The organism is Nonomuraea recticatena, from assembly GCF_039533245.1.
GTDB classification, from domain to species: domain Bacteria; phylum Actinomycetota; class Actinomycetes; order Streptosporangiales; family Streptosporangiaceae; genus Nonomuraea; species Nonomuraea roseola.
Map to the genome: position 1 here is coordinate 156,020 of NZ_BAAATE010000014.1, position 14,874 is coordinate 170,893.

At 72.7% G+C, this 14,874-nt stretch carries 9 protein-coding genes; 3 read left to right on the forward strand and 6 right to left on the reverse strand.

Annotated features, from left to right (window positions below):
• Nucleotides 1-14: 14 nt before the first annotated feature.
• The 4 genes from ABFX50_RS26100 to ABFX50_RS26115 all read right to left on the reverse strand — a co-directional run bounded on the left by ABFX50_RS26100 (nucleotide 15) and on the right by ABFX50_RS26115 (nucleotide 7,319).
• Nucleotides 15-566, reverse strand: a complete 552-nt coding sequence (locus ABFX50_RS26100; RefSeq protein ID WP_346149971.1) for a GNAT family N-acetyltransferase — start codon at nucleotides 564-566, stop codon at nucleotides 15-17.
• Nucleotides 567-678: 112 nt separating this feature from the next.
• On the reverse strand, nucleotides 679-3,378 hold the full coding sequence (locus ABFX50_RS26105) for an ATP-binding protein (protein ID WP_346149972.1): 2,700 nt from the start codon (nucleotides 3,376-3,378) through the stop codon (nucleotides 679-681).
• 40 nt (nucleotides 3,379-3,418) lie between these two features.
• Nucleotides 3,419-4,246: a hypothetical protein gene (locus ABFX50_RS26110; protein ID WP_346149973.1), complete on the reverse strand. Its 828-nt coding sequence runs from the start codon at nucleotides 4,244-4,246 to the stop codon at nucleotides 3,419-3,421.
• Between the two features lie 112 nt (nucleotides 4,247-4,358).
• Nucleotides 4,359-7,319, reverse strand: a complete 2,961-nt coding sequence (locus ABFX50_RS26115; protein WP_346149974.1) for a hypothetical protein — start codon at nucleotides 7,317-7,319, stop codon at nucleotides 4,359-4,361.
• Between the two features lie 235 nt (nucleotides 7,320-7,554).
• Here ABFX50_RS26115 and ABFX50_RS26120 point away from each other — a divergent pair, with 235 nt between their 5' ends.
• Both ABFX50_RS26120 and ABFX50_RS26125 read left to right on the forward strand, forming a co-directional pair.
• Nucleotides 7,555-11,412, forward strand: a complete 3,858-nt coding sequence (locus ABFX50_RS26120) for an nSTAND1 domain-containing NTPase (protein ID WP_346149975.1) — start codon at nucleotides 7,555-7,557, stop codon at nucleotides 11,410-11,412.
• A gap of 115 nt (nucleotides 11,413-11,527) precedes the next feature.
• Nucleotides 11,528-11,935 (forward strand): hypothetical protein, encoded by a 408-nt coding sequence (locus ABFX50_RS26125; protein ID WP_346149976.1) that lies wholly within the window; start codon nucleotides 11,528-11,530, stop codon nucleotides 11,933-11,935.
• Between the two features lie 100 nt (nucleotides 11,936-12,035).
• Here the strand turns inward: ABFX50_RS26125 and ABFX50_RS26130 are convergent, their stop codons facing one another.
• Nucleotides 12,036-13,121, reverse strand: a complete 1,086-nt coding sequence (locus ABFX50_RS26130) for an alpha/beta hydrolase family protein (protein ID WP_346149977.1) — start codon at nucleotides 13,119-13,121, stop codon at nucleotides 12,036-12,038.
• An 8-nt stretch (nucleotides 13,122-13,129) separates the two neighbouring features.
• Nucleotides 13,130-14,068, reverse strand: coding sequence for an RNA polymerase sigma-70 factor (locus ABFX50_RS26135; RefSeq protein WP_346149978.1), 939 nt, complete (start codon nucleotides 14,066-14,068; stop codon nucleotides 13,130-13,132).
• A gap of 213 nt (nucleotides 14,069-14,281) precedes the next feature.
• Between ABFX50_RS26135 and ABFX50_RS26140 the strand changes: the two genes are divergently transcribed.
• Nucleotides 14,282-14,779 carry a carboxymuconolactone decarboxylase family protein gene (locus ABFX50_RS26140; RefSeq protein ID WP_346149979.1) on the forward strand — a complete coding sequence of 166 codons (498 nt, stop codon included), beginning with the start codon at nucleotides 14,282-14,284 and terminating at the stop codon, nucleotides 14,777-14,779.
• The last annotated feature ends 95 nt before the right edge of the window (nucleotides 14,780-14,874 follow it).

A 14,874-nucleotide genomic window follows, 5' to 3' on the forward strand; every position in this document is an offset into this window, starting at 1 on the left:
GGGCCGGGTGATCCTCATGGGGTCACGTCCAGCCGGTATTCGTGCGTGCGGCGGTAGGGCAGGAAACCCAGCCGCCGGTTGACGGTGCTGTCGTCGGCTCGCGCCACATCGAGCGGCACGTGACTGAGCGTCAGGCGGCGCAGGAAGCCGCGCGCGGCGCAGAAGGCGTCGCCGGGCCCGTCCGCCACCGCCGACGTCAGCAGGCCGCGCCGCCGCTCCACCTGGACGGCGAAGATGGCCGTCGTCAGCAGGTGCGAGCCCACCCCGCGCCGCCTGCGGTCCGGGCGTACGTGCAGCTCCAGCTCGGCCAGGTGGTCCCTGCCCTGCCCGGTGAACAGCCGCAGCCCCGCCACGCCCACCACGGCGCCGTCGTCCTCGGCGGCCAGCCAGAACAGCCGCCTGCCGTCCGGCGCCGCCGTGGTGAGCCGCGCGTGGACCTGCTCGGGCGTCGGCGCGGACTCGCCGGGCAGATCGTGCTCGATCGAGGCGGCGACGACCGCGTGCCAGGCGGCGGCCTGCTCCGCCGACATCCAGGACACAGGCGCGACATGACTCTTGTACGGCAAGCGGGACCCCCTCCTCGTGGCGTTCACCACGGTAGGCGGCGTCCCCGATCCGCCGAATCGGCACCCATGACTTAATCGCCGGCCGGTCGCGCGAGCCGGTATCAGTCGTGCCCTACTGCTCGGAGAGCAGGAGAGCGGCCAGTTCCTGACGCGAGCCCACGCCCAGCTTGGGGAAGGCCCTGTACAGGTGGTGGCCCACCGTGCGCGGGCTGAGGAACAGCTGGGCGGCGATGTCGCGGTTGGCGAGCCCCTGCGCGGCCAGCCGTACGATCTGCAGCTCCTGCGGGGTGAGCAGCGCCAGCACACCGGGGCTCCTGCGCTGGGTCAGCCCGGCGCCGCCGGCCTCCAGCTCGGCCTGCGCCCGGTCCGCCCACGGTCTGGCGCCGATCCGGTCGAAGCCCTCCAGCGCGGCGGCGAGCTGTCGCCTGGCCTCGGCCTTCCTGCGGGTCCTGCGCAGATACTCGCCGTACAGCAGCCGGGTGCGGGCGTGGTCGAAGGGGCGGCTGTCCTGTTCGTGCAGGCGCAGGGCGCGGGCGAAGGTGTCGTCGTCCGGGGTCAGCAGCGCCCGGCCGCGGTGCAGCAGCGCCTCGATCCACGGCTGCGGCGCCCTTCGCGCCACCACGTCGAAGCGGGCCAGCGCCTCGGCGGCCAGGTCGCTCTCGCCCAGCCGTACCGCCGCCTCGACCAGGTCGGGCAGGCTGCGCTCGGCGGGCAGCTGGTGGGCGGCGGGACCGCGGTAGAGGACCATCAGGTGCTCCAGCGCGTCCTGCGCCCGTCCGTGCCCGAGTTCGAGCAGGCCCAGCGCCCACCTGGCCCGGTGCCCGAGAGCGCGCTCCCCCTGGTCCTCCAGGGCCAGACCGGCCAGCTCCTGGCAGCTCTCCCTGTCACCGGTGACGGCCGACAGATAGGCCAGGACGCCGCGGGCGTGGCCGGCCCAGTGCGGCTGACCGGTGTCCGTGGCGATGTCGCACGCCTCGGAGGCGCTGGTCGTCGCGTCGCGATATCGGCCGAGAAAGGTCTGCGCGACCGCCAGGTAGCACAGTGCGGACGGCAGCACGCCGACCTTGCCCTCCTCACGCGAGCGGGCGACGATGCCGGCCACCAGCTCGAGCGCCTGCGTCTCCAGCCCGCCCAGCAGGCCGGCCTGGCAGATCAGCAGCAGGTCGCGCGCGCTGTGCCGGTGGAGCGCCGCAGCCTGGTCGACGACGTCCGCCAGGTGCTCCAGCCGTCCTGTGGGCTGTCCGGTGCCGAGGGAGGCGAGCCAGCGCTGGAGCCTGAGCACCGGCCATGCGGCATCGCCGTCAGGCAGGGTGAGCGCCTCCAACTGGGCGGCGGTGGCGGCGGTCAGCTCCTGATCTCCGGCGAACCAGGCGGTGTGCAGCGCGTCCATCATCATCTCCACCGCCTGGCGCGGGTCGGCGCCGGCCAGCCTGGCGGCCTCCGCCGACTGCAGGCGGTGGGCCTCCCGCAGGAAGCCGCGTCCGGCGGCCGCGTTGGCCAGGATCCTGAGCAGCGCGGCGCGCTGCTCAGGATCGCGCGCCCGCGTCACCGCCCGCTCGGCCAGTGTCTGCGCCCTGACGAGCTCCCCCGCCTCGGCCGCGGTGTCGGCCGCGCTGGCCAGCAGCAGCGTGCCCTCGTCGGCGTCCTGCGCGAGCTGCGCCGCCCGCTCATAGGCCGCCGCCGCTGCCGCGTACCCCTTGCGCGCCGCGGCCAGCCGGGCGGTACGGGCCAGCTCGGCCGCCACCTGAGCGTCGGGACCCGTCGCCGCGGAGGCCAGGTGCCAGGCCCGCCGGTCCGGGTGCTCCGGCTCCGTCAGCGCCTCGGCCAGCGCCCGATGCGCGCGCAGCCGCCGGTCGAGCGGGGCGCCCTGGTAGACGGCGGCGCGAACGAGAGGATGGCGGAACGACACGTTCCTGCCCTCGACGCGCAGGAGCCCGGCCTTCTCCGCCACGGGCAGATCCTCGATCCCGGCACCGAGCGCGGCCGCCGCACGGAGCAGCACGCTCAGATCTCCCGTGTCGTCGGCCGCCGCCACCAGCAGCAGGTCCCTGCTCGGTGCCGGCAGCCGGACGGCCTGGGCGTGGAAGGCCCGCAACAGGCGGCTGGTCAGCGGCAGCTCGCCGGTCGGCGGAAGGGAGCGCAGCGCCGCGGGCAGCTCGATCAGCGCCAGCGGATTGCCGCCGGCCTCGGCGAGCACGCGCCGCCGTACCTCGGGGCTGAGATCGCGCTCTCGCTCGTCGACCAGTGCGGCGGCGGCCTCGGCAGACAGCCCGCCGAGCCGCAGCTCGGCCAGCCCCTGCGTGGGAAAGGGCGCTTCGCCGTCACGGACCGCGAAGATCATGGCCACGTCCTCGGCGCTCAGTCGCCTGGCCGCGAACAGCAGCGCCTCGGCAGAGGGACGATCCAGCCACTGGGCGTCATCGATCACGCACAGGACGGGAGAGCTCTCCCCCAGCTCCGACAGGAGCGTGAGAACGGCCAGTCCGACCAGCATGCGGTCGGCCGGCGGGCCCTGCGCCAGCCCGAACGCCCCCTCCAGCGCCTGCCGCTGCGGGCCCGGCAGGGCGGGCAGGTGGCGCGACAGGACCGGATGAAGCAGCAGGTGCAGTCCGCTGAAGGAGAGCTCGGCCTCCGACTCGATCCCCACTCCGCGCAGCACCTGCATGTCGTCCTGCGTGGCGATGGACTCCAGCAGCGCGGTCTTGCCGATGCCCGGCTCACCACGGATCACCAGGGCGCCGCTCATGCCCGCGCGGGCACCCGCGAGAAGCTCGACGACGAGCGTCCGCTCGGCCTGCCTCCCGTGCAACATGGCCGACAGGCTACCGACAAACGGCCACCGCGGCCGCGGGTCAACGCCGCCAGACGATGTAGGCGAGGACGATGCCCTCGTCCCGCGTGGGCATCTCGACGACCCGCACGGCCCCGATGTTCTGCTCGGTGGTCTCCAGGCAGAACCAGGCGTTCTTCTCGGCGCCGACGCTGCCGTAGTGGCGACGCCGAAGCTGCTCGTCGCAGGCGGTCATCGTCGGGGTCCCGGCGAACGGTGTGATCCACAGCTCGCCACCGCCCTTGGTCCATATGTCGGTGTAGGGGGCGTCGTAGAGGATGTCCACCGTGGCGTTCACCTCGCTGACGACGCCGCTCTCGAGGTCGAGGTAGTCGTGGTCGGCCAGTGTGACCTCCCCCTTGTTGATGACGCCGCCACCGGACACCGTCGGGGACGGGGTCGGGGACGGGGTCGAGGTCGGGGTCGAGGTGGAGGCCGGGGTCGTCCCCGAGGACGACGGCGACGCCGGGGAGGCGGCATCGTCACCGGGGGGGACGCCGTCCGCGGCCTGGCTCGGCGTGACGGAGACCGCGCCGTTGACCGGGGCGGCCGCCACGCCGGAGGCGGGAGTCGTCAAGAGCCGGTCCATGGCCGCGCCCGCGGTCCCTGACCCGACGGCGATCAGCAGGGCCAGGAGCAGGTCTCCTACGCGCAGCGGCTCGCCGAGCCGCCGGAGCAGCAGGACGAACCCCAGCAGGGCGGCCAGCAGGCCGGTGACGAGAATGCCCGTCACCGATCCGCTGGTGACGAGTTGCGCCACGGCCGCCGTGTCCGCGATCACCCCGAGACCGGTGAACAGCACGGTCTCGCGCGTGCGCGGAGGCGGGTCAGCCGTTTCCGAGCCGGTCAACAGGTGTTCCTTCCATGGTCGTCATCGTGCTGGTCGCCCGCCCCGGGGTACGGGCGCGGGCCGCGGCCGGTCTTCACGGCCGCGGCCCACGCTGTGGGAAGCGAGCCCCCTGCTAGGGGGCCCTGAGGTAGGCGATTCCGAAGCGGGCGTCGGCTCCGGTGCCCGCCGCCGAGTGGCAGTAGACGTCCACCAGGAGCTTGGGCGGAGCGGAATGGGAGTTGATGTTGCCCAGATGGCAGTACCGGCCGGGGCTCAGGGACGACACCTGGGCGCTGTCGCCGAGCTTGCCGATCCCGGTGTAGGCGACCCGGTACCAGCCCGCCCCGAGACGGCTGACGGTCGGGGTCTCGCCGTCGGCGCTGTAGGAGCGGCGGGTGTCGACCTGCGGGTCGCCCACGTCACCCGTGGTCGTGACGTAGGCGGCGGGCGCCGACGCGTCACGGTGCAGCCCGGCCCCCTCCACGAAGGACAGGACCCACGGAGAGTTGATCCTGCGGGGCGTGCTGTCCTCGCCGATCGCGTAGCAGCCGACCGTCACTTCGAGGGCGTCGCCGCCGGCGGCCGCGGTCCCCTCCTGGTGGCAGCGCGCGGGCGTCCCCGAGCCGTACGCGGTCACCTGGACGTATCCCCTGTCGGCGGCGTACGGCGCGCCCTTGAGCACCGCCGTGTACCGGCCCGTCCCCTCGTGACGGACATGGTTGACGCCGCCTGCGGAGTTGAACGTCCCGTCGTTCCGCACGGGGGCGAGGTCTCCCGCGCCTCCTGGCGGGTTGTAGCGGACGGTGGCGTAGGGTGCCTCGCCGTCGGCGGGCGCGGCGAAGAACACGGTGAACCACCAGTCCACGGGCGCCCCGGCATGGTCGAAGCAGGCCACCCGGATCACCTCGTCAGGGCCGGAGGGCTCCTGTCCGACCACCGAGCACGTCCGGCCTCTGTACAGCGTCCGGTAGGCGGTGGTGTGCGCGACGCCGGTCGGCGAGGCGACGTCCGGCAGGCGGACCTCGTAGGCGCCGGTCCCCGTGCGCCGCACCGTCGCCCGGTGACCCGCGGTCGAGGCGTCGAGCCTGCCCGTGGTCCACTGGAACGTCGGGTTCAGGGCCGTCTCCACGTTCAGCGGTGCCGTCGCCTGGTCCATGTAGGCATAGCCCCAGCGCGGGGAGGGTGAGGCCGCCGGCGCGACGGAAGCGACGAGCGCGTCGACGAGGTCCGAGACGATGCGTTCGCCTTCCTCCTCGGTCAGCTCAGGCTCGTGCGTCTCGGGAGCCGGTGCGCCCGCGTCGGGAGAGACCCCGATGGGGAAGCTGATGGCCTCCCAGTCGTCGAACCCGCTCAACGTCTGGTCCTTGCCCGGGTAGCGGAACCCGGGTGGCTGCACCTGGGTGTCGCCGTTCAGGGCCGGGGTCGAGCACTGGTCGTCGGGACCGGTGACGATCCGGTTGCCGAACGGCATGTCCGCAGGGTCGCGCGGGGAGTCCAGGCCGTCCTGCGAGCCTGCCGGGTCCTCGGGAGAGACGCACACTTGCGTCCAGCTCATGAGGCTGACCCCCACCTCGTGGGACGGATCGGGATCGGCGGCACCCCGCGAGCTCCAGTTCCAGTCGATGCCTTTGGACGCGTCGCCCACCCGCTGGACCAGCTTCTCGTCCCGCCACGCCGCCAGCAGGTCGGTGCCGGCTCCGACGCCCCTGCTCTCGACGAGCCGCGCCAGACGGAGGTCGGCCAGCTTCTCCCGCGAGTAGTCGATCGAACTCACCGACCGGACCGTGTCACTCCAGATGTCGGCGTCCACGTCGTCGCCCATGCGCCCGACGGCCGCCTCCCAGGCGCTCAGGTCGGGCACCCCGATGAGCTGATAGGTGTAGCTCATGACGGACAGGTAGTTCGGCTTGTGATTGACGTCATCGCCACCGCCGTGGGAGAGCCCGAGCGCGTGACCCAGCTCGTGGACGAACGTGCCGCTCTGCACGCGGTCGGAGGTGTCGCCCCACGATCCCAGTGTGACGATGAAGTCGGTGCTGCGCCCGCCGGCGTGCGAGTGGCCGCTGCTTCCCGAGTCGCTGTACTGGTAGCCCCACAGCGAGTAGAAGAAGAAGCCGTTCCGGACGTCGGCGAAGTTGCCTGCACGGTAGCGATCGAAATCGGTCCGCCCGTCCGCCCCCTCGATGAACAGGTACCGCCTGCGCTCGGCCGCGGTCACCCTGATGGCGGTCGACTCGTCGGTCAGCAGCTGGATGCCCGGCCTGGGGGTGGGACCGTACGGGCAGAGCCCTGCCGGGTTGACCGGCGCGCTGTCGAACATGTGCCGGGCCTCCGCCAGGGCGCCGGCCGACGGCCGGTCGGAGTCCTGCCCGTCGTCGAGCCAGTCGATCTCGACGGCGATCGTCTTCCTGCAGGGATCCGCGTCGTGCTCGGGCAGCCAGGTGTCGCGGGTGCCGTCAGGGCGGGGGATGCCGAGCAACTCGATGCGGTCGGTCAGACCGTCGCCGTCGGTGTCCGTGTCGGGCCGCCCCTCGTTGGTGTTCCAGGTTTGGTCGGAGTTCTTGTAGAAGCGGTGGAGCAGCGCCCCCGAGGGAGGGCGGTCGACGTAGACGAAACCGCTGTCGCGATCGACGATCCTGAGCGCCTTCAGGTCCCAGTTGTCCGCCTCCCAGTTGGGCGCCGTCGTGAGGTGGTGGAAGGTGAAGCCGTCGAGCAGCGCGCTGGCCGGCACGCACGGCGACAGGTGGGCGTTCCAGGTGAAGGTGGTGTGCGGCCTGTCGCCGGTGCCTCCCTGGTGGAAGGGCTTGGGAGGCGTGTCGTCGGCGCCGTCGCCGTTCCAGTCCTCGAACAGGAACGCCGCGCCGCCCAGCGTCACGGTCTCGAGGGAGTCGTTGTGCAATCCGTCCCCACCGGTGGTGACGGCGAAGGCCACCCGGCACACCTGGCCCGCGTCGGCGTGTGCGGGGGCGGCGGGGGCGACGGGTGACAGGCCCGACAGCACGGCGGCCACCAGCATGGCGGCCACGAGCACGGCGGCCGCCCGTGAGCGCCCGCGCGGGCTACGGGTGCGGGCGGCTCCTGGTGGTAATCGCATGTGGCTGCTCCTTGCGCGTGGAGGGTGATCGCCGCGAGGGGCGCGCCGGACGCGGACGCCCCCGGCCGGCTGTTCGGTCGCTGCCGTGTCGACGATCAGGGAGTTTCGGGCCCTTGAACAGCGCTACGGGATTGTCCGTACAAGGCCGTACAGGACTTTCGGGACATCCGTCCCTGTAACCCTCCGCCGTCCCCCGGCGACGTACTGATGTGCCGACCCGTGAAGGAGACCGAAATTGCCCCACTCCCCCGCCCCAGGACCCGAGACGCCCGACCCCGGCCGGGTGCGGGATCGGCGGGACTTCGCCCGCGAGCTCTCGCTGCTGCGCGAGCAGGCGGGCCTGACGGTCCGGCAGGTGGCGGCGAAGGCCGGCGGCCAGGGCGCGCACAGCACCGTCGGCGACTGGTTCTCCGGCCGGGGCCTTCCCTCCGCGGCGTCGCGCGACCTGCTGGCGCGGGTGCTGGAGGCGTGCGGGGTCGCCGAAGGCGAGACGCTGGAGGCGTGGATGCGCGCCTGGCTCAGGACGCGGCGTGCACCGGGACGCCAGTCGGTCGGACCGGAGCCGTATCGGGGCCTGGCGACCTTCCAGGTCGAGGACGCCGGGTGGTTCTTCGGCAGGCGCGAGCTGACCGCCCGGCTGGTCGCACGTCTGGCCGGGCTGCGGGAGGCGGGCGGAGGCCTGCAGGTCGTGGTGGGGCCGTCGGGGTCCGGCAAGTCGTCCCTGCTGCGCGCCGGCCTGATCGCGGCGCTGCGCGCGGGCGAGCTGCCCGGCGCGGAGGACTGGCCCGTGGCGCTCTGCGTCCCCGGCGCGCGTCCGGTGGACGAACTGGCCGCCAGGCTGGCGGCGCTCACCGGCACCCCGCAGGAGGAGATCGCCGCAGCGATCAGGACGGATCCCCTGCACTGCTGCGCCCACGCGCGCGAAGCCGCCGCGTCTGGCGCTCCCCTCGTCCTCGTGGTCGACCAGTTCGAGGAGGTGTTCACCATGTGCGGCGACGAGGACGAGCGGCGGGCCCTCGTCGCCGCGCTGTGCGCTCTGGCCTCGGGCGGGGCGCTGGTGGTCCTCGGGCTGCGGGCCGACTTCTACGCCCCCGTGCTGCGCTACCCCGAGCTGGTCGCCGCGGTGCAGGAGGGGCAGCTGGCCGTCGGGCCCATGAACGAGGCGGAGCTGCGCGAGGCGATCACGGAACCCGCGCGGATGGCGAAGATCGACATCGAGGACGGACTCGTCGAGCTGCTGGTCAAGGAGGTCGCCCCCCGCGGCGGGGGCGAGGCCGCTCACAGCGCGGGCGTGCTGCCGCTGCTGTCCCACGTGTTGTACGCCGCATGGCGGCAGGGGCGCGGAAGGCGTCTCACCGTCGCCGGATATCACGAGGTCGGCGGCCTCGACGGCGCCGTGGCGGCCAGCGCGAGCGAGGTCTACGACGGGCTGACCGAACCTGGGCGCGAGCTGGCGCGCCGCCTTCTGCTCGATCTGGTGCACGTCGCCCCCGACACCGCCGACACCCGCCGCAGGGTCGCCACCGCCGAACTGCTGGCTGGCTACGGCGACGCGCGGGCGGCCGAGGCGGAGGACGTGCTCGATCGCTTCATCGCGCAGCGCCTCGTCACCGCCGACACCGACAGCGTCGAGATCAGCCATGAGGCCCTGCTCACGGCATGGCCGGCGCTGCGGGCATGGCTGAGCGTCGACCGCGCAGGCCTCCTCGCCGGCCGTCAGCTGGCCGCCACCGCCGCCGCGTGGCAACGTGACCACCGCGACCCCGACGCCCTCTACCGCGGCGCCCGCCTGCTGGCGGCCCAGGAGTGGGCCGCCGGCCGTGACCTGCCGCCGCCGGTGCGCGCGTTCCTGGACGCCAGCGCGCACCACGCCCGTCGCCGCACGCGGCGCATGTACCAGACGATCGTCGCCCTGGGCGTCCTGCTCGCCATGGCCCTCGGGGCCTCCGGCTTCGCCTTCCACGCCCAGCGAACGGCCACCGGGCAACGCGACGCGGCGCTGTCACTCAAGCTGAGCGCCGAGACCGGAGCGCTGCGGACCACCGACCCGGCGCTGGCCGCCCAGCTCAGCCTGGCCGCCTACCGCCTCGTCCCCGGCCCCGAGGCGCGCGGCAGCCTGCTCAGCGCCCTGGCCGGTCCCTACGCGACCCGGCTGAACGGTCACACCAACGCCGTCTACGCCGCCGCGTTCAGCCCTGACGGGCGGCTGCTCGCCACCGGCAGCACCGATCGCACGCTGCGCCTGTGGGACATGGCCGACCCCCGCCGCCCCACCGTCCTGGCCACGCTCGGCGACAGCACGGGGGGCGTCCTTTCCGTGGCGTTCAGCCCCGACGGCAGGGTGCTGGCGACCGGCGGAGAGGATGACACGGCGCGCCTGTGGGACCTCACCGTCCCGGGGCGGCCCCGGCAGGCGGCCACCCTGTCCGGCCACACCGGCGACGTCCGGCGGGTGGTGTTCGGCTCCGACGGGCGGACGCTCGTCACGGCCGGCCACGACCGGCTGGTGCGGTTGTGGGACGTGGCGGACCCGAACCGTCCCCAACCGCTGGCCGAACTGGACGGAGGGCAGGACGCCTCGCCCACGGTCGCGCTCGCCCCCCGCGGGCGCACGCTGGCCACCGCGGGATCCGACGGCCTCATACGCCTGTGGGACCTCACCGACCGGCGGCGCCCCGTCGCGCTTCCCATGCTCCGCGGCCACACCGGCCCCGTCCTGTCGGCTGCCTTCAGCCCTGACGGCCGCACCCTGGCCACCGGGAGCTTCGACGACACCCTGCGCGTGTGGGACGTCGCAGACCCACGGCGCCCGAAGCCGCTCGCCACGCTCACCGAGGAGGGCGGCGGGATCGCCGCGGCGGCCTTCAGCCCCGACGGCCGGACCCTGGCCACCGGCGGCTACGACTTCACCGTCCGGCTGTGGGATGTCACCGACGTGCGCGACGCCGGTGATCCGATCGTGCTGCGCGGACACGCCGACACCGTCTTCGCGGTGGCGTTCGGCCCGGACGGCCGCACGCTGGTCTCCGCCGCCAGGGACGCCACCGCCCGGCTCTGGGACGTCCCTGGCCCGCTGCTCGGCGGGAACAGCGGCACGGTGTACGCCGTGGGGTTCAGCCCGGACGGCCGTACCCTCGCCACCGGCAGCCACCGGACGGCGCGGCTGTGGGACGTCGGCGTCCCCGGCGAGCCCAGGCCGCTGGCCGAGCTGCCGGGCCACACCGACGGCGTCGTCGGGCTGGCGTTCGGACCCGGCGGCAGGACGCTGGCCAGCGCGAGCCTCGACCGGACGGTGCGGCTGTGGGACGTCGGCGTGCCGGGCAGGCCCGCACCGCTGTCCACGTTGACCGGCCATGCGGACAACGTCTACTCCGTGGCGTTCACCTCTGACGGCGAGACGCTCGCCACCGCCGGAGCAGACAGGACAGTGCGGCTCTGGGACGTCACCGATCCCCGCCGCCCGCTCCCCCTCGCCACACTGACCGGCCATGCGGACACCGTCTACTCCGTGGCGTTCGCCCCTGACGGCGACACGCTCGCCACCGCCGGAGCCGACAGGACGGTGCGGCTGTGGAACGTCACCGATCCCCGCGGTCCTCTTCCGCTCGCCACCCTGACGGGTCATTCCAACGCCGTCAACGACGTGACGTTCGCTCCTCGGGGAGACATCCTGGCCTCCGCCGGCTTCGACGGCACGGCCCGGCTGTGGAAGGTCACCGACCCCCGCCGTCCCCTCCCCCTCCCCACCCTGACCGGCCACACCAACGCCGTCGCCGACCTCTCGTTCGCCCCGGACGGCCGGACGCTCGCCTCGGGCAGCTTCGACGGCACCGTACGGCTGTGGCAGGTCGCGGGCGCCCACCCGACAGGCGCCCCGGCCGTGCTGAGCGGTCACACCGACCGCGTCTACGCGGTGGCGTTCGGCCAGGACGGCGCGCTCGCCTCGGGGAGCGTCGACGCCACGGTACGGCTGTGGGACACCGACCACGAGCGGGTCGCCGGGCGGGTCTGCGCGCTCGCCCACCCCCGGCTCACCCGGGCGCAGTGGGCCAGGCACATTCCCGGCGTGCCCTACCGGCCGCCCTGCGGATGACGGGCCCCCGCGCGTGGCGCCGGCCCTGCCATGACCCAGCCGTTGCCTGAGGTCTTGCTTGGCATCGGAACAGGCCGGGCATCGGGGACGCAGATCGAGAGAATGGGGGGTTCGCATGCTGGGCGATCTTCTGGGACAGCATCAGGGACAGATCACGGGAAGGCGGGTCCTGCCCTTCGAGGAGGGCGGCACGCCGGCCGTGGAGGTCACGTACGAGGCCAAGGGCCAGCTCCTCGCTGCCGACATCACAGAAACGGGCACCTACGTGGCCATGCCGCGTCCCGGCGGGACGTTGGCCGGCGAGGGGCAGGGTGTCCTGATGACCGCGGACGGCGACATGGTCACCTGGAAGGGGCAGGGCGTCGGCCGCTTCGTGGAGGGGGGCAGGACCGTCTGGCGGGGCGCGATCTTCTACCGCACGGACTCCCAGCGCCTCGTCCAGGTCAACGGCGCCATCGGCCTCTTCGAGTACGAAGTGGACGACAGTGGGAAGACCAGCGCCCAGGTGTGGGAATGGAAATAGCGACACCACGAGGGCCGGTCGCCGTGACGGCGACCGGTCTCGGGTCCGCATGTGGTGGCCTGCGCCACGCGCTTCCGCGCGCGTACGAGCGCCGAGGTGGTCACACAGCAGGCGTGCTCAGCCAGCGATCGAACCACGCGCGGGTACGGCGCAGCACGTCGAGTTGGTGGTTGCGTTCCAGGATCGCGTGGCCTTCCCTCGGGTAGACGACGAACTCGTACTCGACCCCGAAGCGCCGAAGCGCACGATGGAAGTACGTGGACTGGCCGACGGGCACATTCGTATCGTCCTCGCCGTGCAGGATCAGCACCGGAGTGCTGATCCTCGAGGCGTAGGAGATGGGGCTGAGCTGGTCGTGGCGGTGCGGGCCGGCCGCCTCCCAGCCGCAACTGCCGCCCAGCCCCGCTTCCCAGATCCCCCATTCGCCCGTGGCGACGAGCATTCCCCAGTCGCTGATGCCCGCGCCCATCACCGCGGCCTTGAACCGGCTCGTCTGCCCGACGGCCCAGGCGGCCATGAACCCGCCGTGGCTCCACCCCCCGATCCCGAGCCGGTCGGGGTCGGCGATGCCGTCGGCGATCAGCAGGTCGATGCCGCTGGTGATGTCCGTCCACTCCTGCATGCCGACCGCTCCCGCGACGGCCGCCGCGAAGGCGTGCCCGTGGCCCTCGCCGCCTCGCGGATTGGGCAGGAAGATCGCGTATCCCGCGGTCGCGAGCCACTGCGCCGACGGGCTCGTGCCGAGCAGGAACTGGTCGGCGTACCTGGCGTACGGGCCGCCGTGCACCAGCGTGATGAGCGGAAACGGGCCGTCCTCGCGACCCCTGCCGACGGGAAGGATCAGCAACCCGTCGAGGCCGAGCCCGTCGCAGGCCTGGTAGGAGAGGCGTTCCTGTGTTCCCCACCTGATCTCGCGCAACTCAGGCCTGGTGTCGCTGAGCCGGGCGAGCCGACCGGCGGGCGGGCCCGCGTGGACGTTCCTCGGCTCGTAGGCCGTGCTCGCCAGTACGGCGACGACCTCGCCCGAGTGGCCGGCCGTCAAGGAGGCCGCACAGCCCTCCAGGCGCGACATCGGCTGGAATCGCCGCGTGCCGGGATCGAGCCGGTGGATCGCGGTGTCGAGCCCGTCGGCGAACAGCGCCAGCGGCGGCCCGTCCGCGACCTGGGCCAGGCCGGAGGGGCACATGGCCAGCCTCAGCGGCTCACGGCGGTCTGCTGTTCAATACGCGACAGCTTCTCGGGATTGCGCACGTGGTAGGCGCCGGTGACGTATCCGTTTTCCACTCGCACCGCCAGCACACCGTCGATCTCACCGTTGACTCGGACGAGCAGCCCCGGGCCGCCATTGATCTGCACCAGCTCGACCGACCTTTCCGCGTCGCGCTTCCACCAGCCGACAGCCAGCAAGCGAGCAACGTTGCCGGCCCCCACGATGGGCCGCAGCAGGGCATGCTTGACTCCGCCACCGTCGCTCAGGGCGACGACGTCCGGCGCGAGGATGTCGAGCAGGCTCTGCAGTTCGCCGGTTTCGACCGCTCGTTGGAAAGCCTGAAGGGCGGCTCGGTGCTCGGCCGGCGAGCCGGTGCCGCGCGGCCGGCGCGCGGCGACGTGTGCCCGTGCCCGATAGGCGATCTGACGGACCGCGGCCGGGCTCTTGTCGACGGCCTCGGCGATCTCGTCGTAATCCAGATCGAAGACCTCGCGCAGCACGAACACCGCCCGCTCAATCGGCTGGAGCGTCTCCAGCACCAGCAGCATCGCCATCGAGACGCTGTCGGCCAACTCCACGTCCTCGGCCACGTCAGGCGCGGTCAGCAACGGCTCGGGCAGCCACGGTCCGACGTAGGACTCCTTACGCCGGCCGAGCGCACGCAGCCGGTCCAGCGCCTGCCGTGTGACGATCCGCACCAGGTAGGCGCGCTCCTCCCGCACGGTGCCAAGGTCGACGTCGACCCATCGCAGCCAGGTCTCCTGAAGGATGTCTTCGGCGTCGGCGGCCGAACCGAGCATCTCGTAGGCGACGGTGAACAGCAGGTTGCGATGGGCGACGAACGCCTCGGTAGCGGAGTCCACACGATCGGCACGGTCGAGCGGCCCCGGTGCGTCCGTCGTTCGCTCGCCGCTCTCACTCATGCCTGGCTCCTGCCTGTCCGCACTTAGCTCTACCACATGCACGAGACGCCGCTTCCGACCGTTTTGTAACACCTGCGATCGGTGGTCCACGTCACACGACAGCGCTGTTACGGGGGGCGGGTGGCCGGCGTCTCGTGTTCGTCAGGACGCCGCGCGAACGATCCGTACGGCACGCGACGCCACGAGTTGAGTTTGAGAAGGAAGGCCCTCGCCATGTCCACACCCACGACGACCGACCTCCGGTCGCGCATGCCCAACCCCCTCCCGTTCGTTCCCGAGATGGCGGTAGTCGCCGAAGGCCTGCACAAGGTCATGAAGAACGGCTCGATTCCGCAGATCACCATCCACTTGCTGCAGCTGCGCGCCGGGCAGATCCTCGGCAGCACGTACTTCACCATCAGGGAAACCGGCAACCTCCGCCAGGCCGGCGAATCAGAGGAGCGCATCACCGCCGTGGCGACCTGGCGGGACGCCACCTACTTCACCGACGCCGAACGGGTCGCGCTGGAGCTGGTGGAGGCCGTCCTGTCCCCGAACCCGTCCGGAGAGCGCGTCCCCGACGAGCTGTACGCCAAGGCGTCCGCGCACTATGACGACAAGGCACTCTGGACGCTCATCATGGCGATCGCCCACATCGGCTTCTTCACCCCCGCCGCTCTCATCGCCAAGCCGATCCCCGGCATGCCGCCCGGCCAGAACTACAGCGACTGACACGGAACGGGCTCGGGGTGAGGACACACCAAGCGTTCCTCACCCCGGAGGTGCGGCTGGTGGCCGCATCACGCCCTGCCCGTCCGACGAGACGT

Bases quoted from the DNA above. Each gene is read 5' to 3' on its own strand.
- ABFX50_RS26115 (WP_346149974.1), bottom strand. From the start codon at position 7,319: ATGCGATTACCACCAGGAGCCGCCCGCACCCGTAGCCCGCGCGGGCGC.
- ABFX50_RS26140 (WP_346149979.1), top strand. From the start codon at position 14,282: ATGTCCACACCCACGACGACCGACCTCCGGTCGCGCATGCCCAACCCC.
- ABFX50_RS26135 (WP_346149978.1), bottom strand. From the start codon at position 14,068: ATGAGTGAGAGCGGCGAGCGAACGACGGACGCACCGGGGCCGCTCGAC.
- ABFX50_RS26125 (WP_346149976.1), top strand. From the start codon at position 11,528: ATGCTGGGCGATCTTCTGGGACAGCATCAGGGACAGATCACGGGAAGG.
- ABFX50_RS26105 (WP_346149972.1), bottom strand. From the start codon at position 3,378: ATGTTGCACGGGAGGCAGGCCGAGCGGACGCTCGTCGTCGAGCTTCTC.
- ABFX50_RS26130 (WP_346149977.1), bottom strand. From the start codon at position 13,121: ATGTGCCCCTCCGGCCTGGCCCAGGTCGCGGACGGGCCGCCGCTGGCG.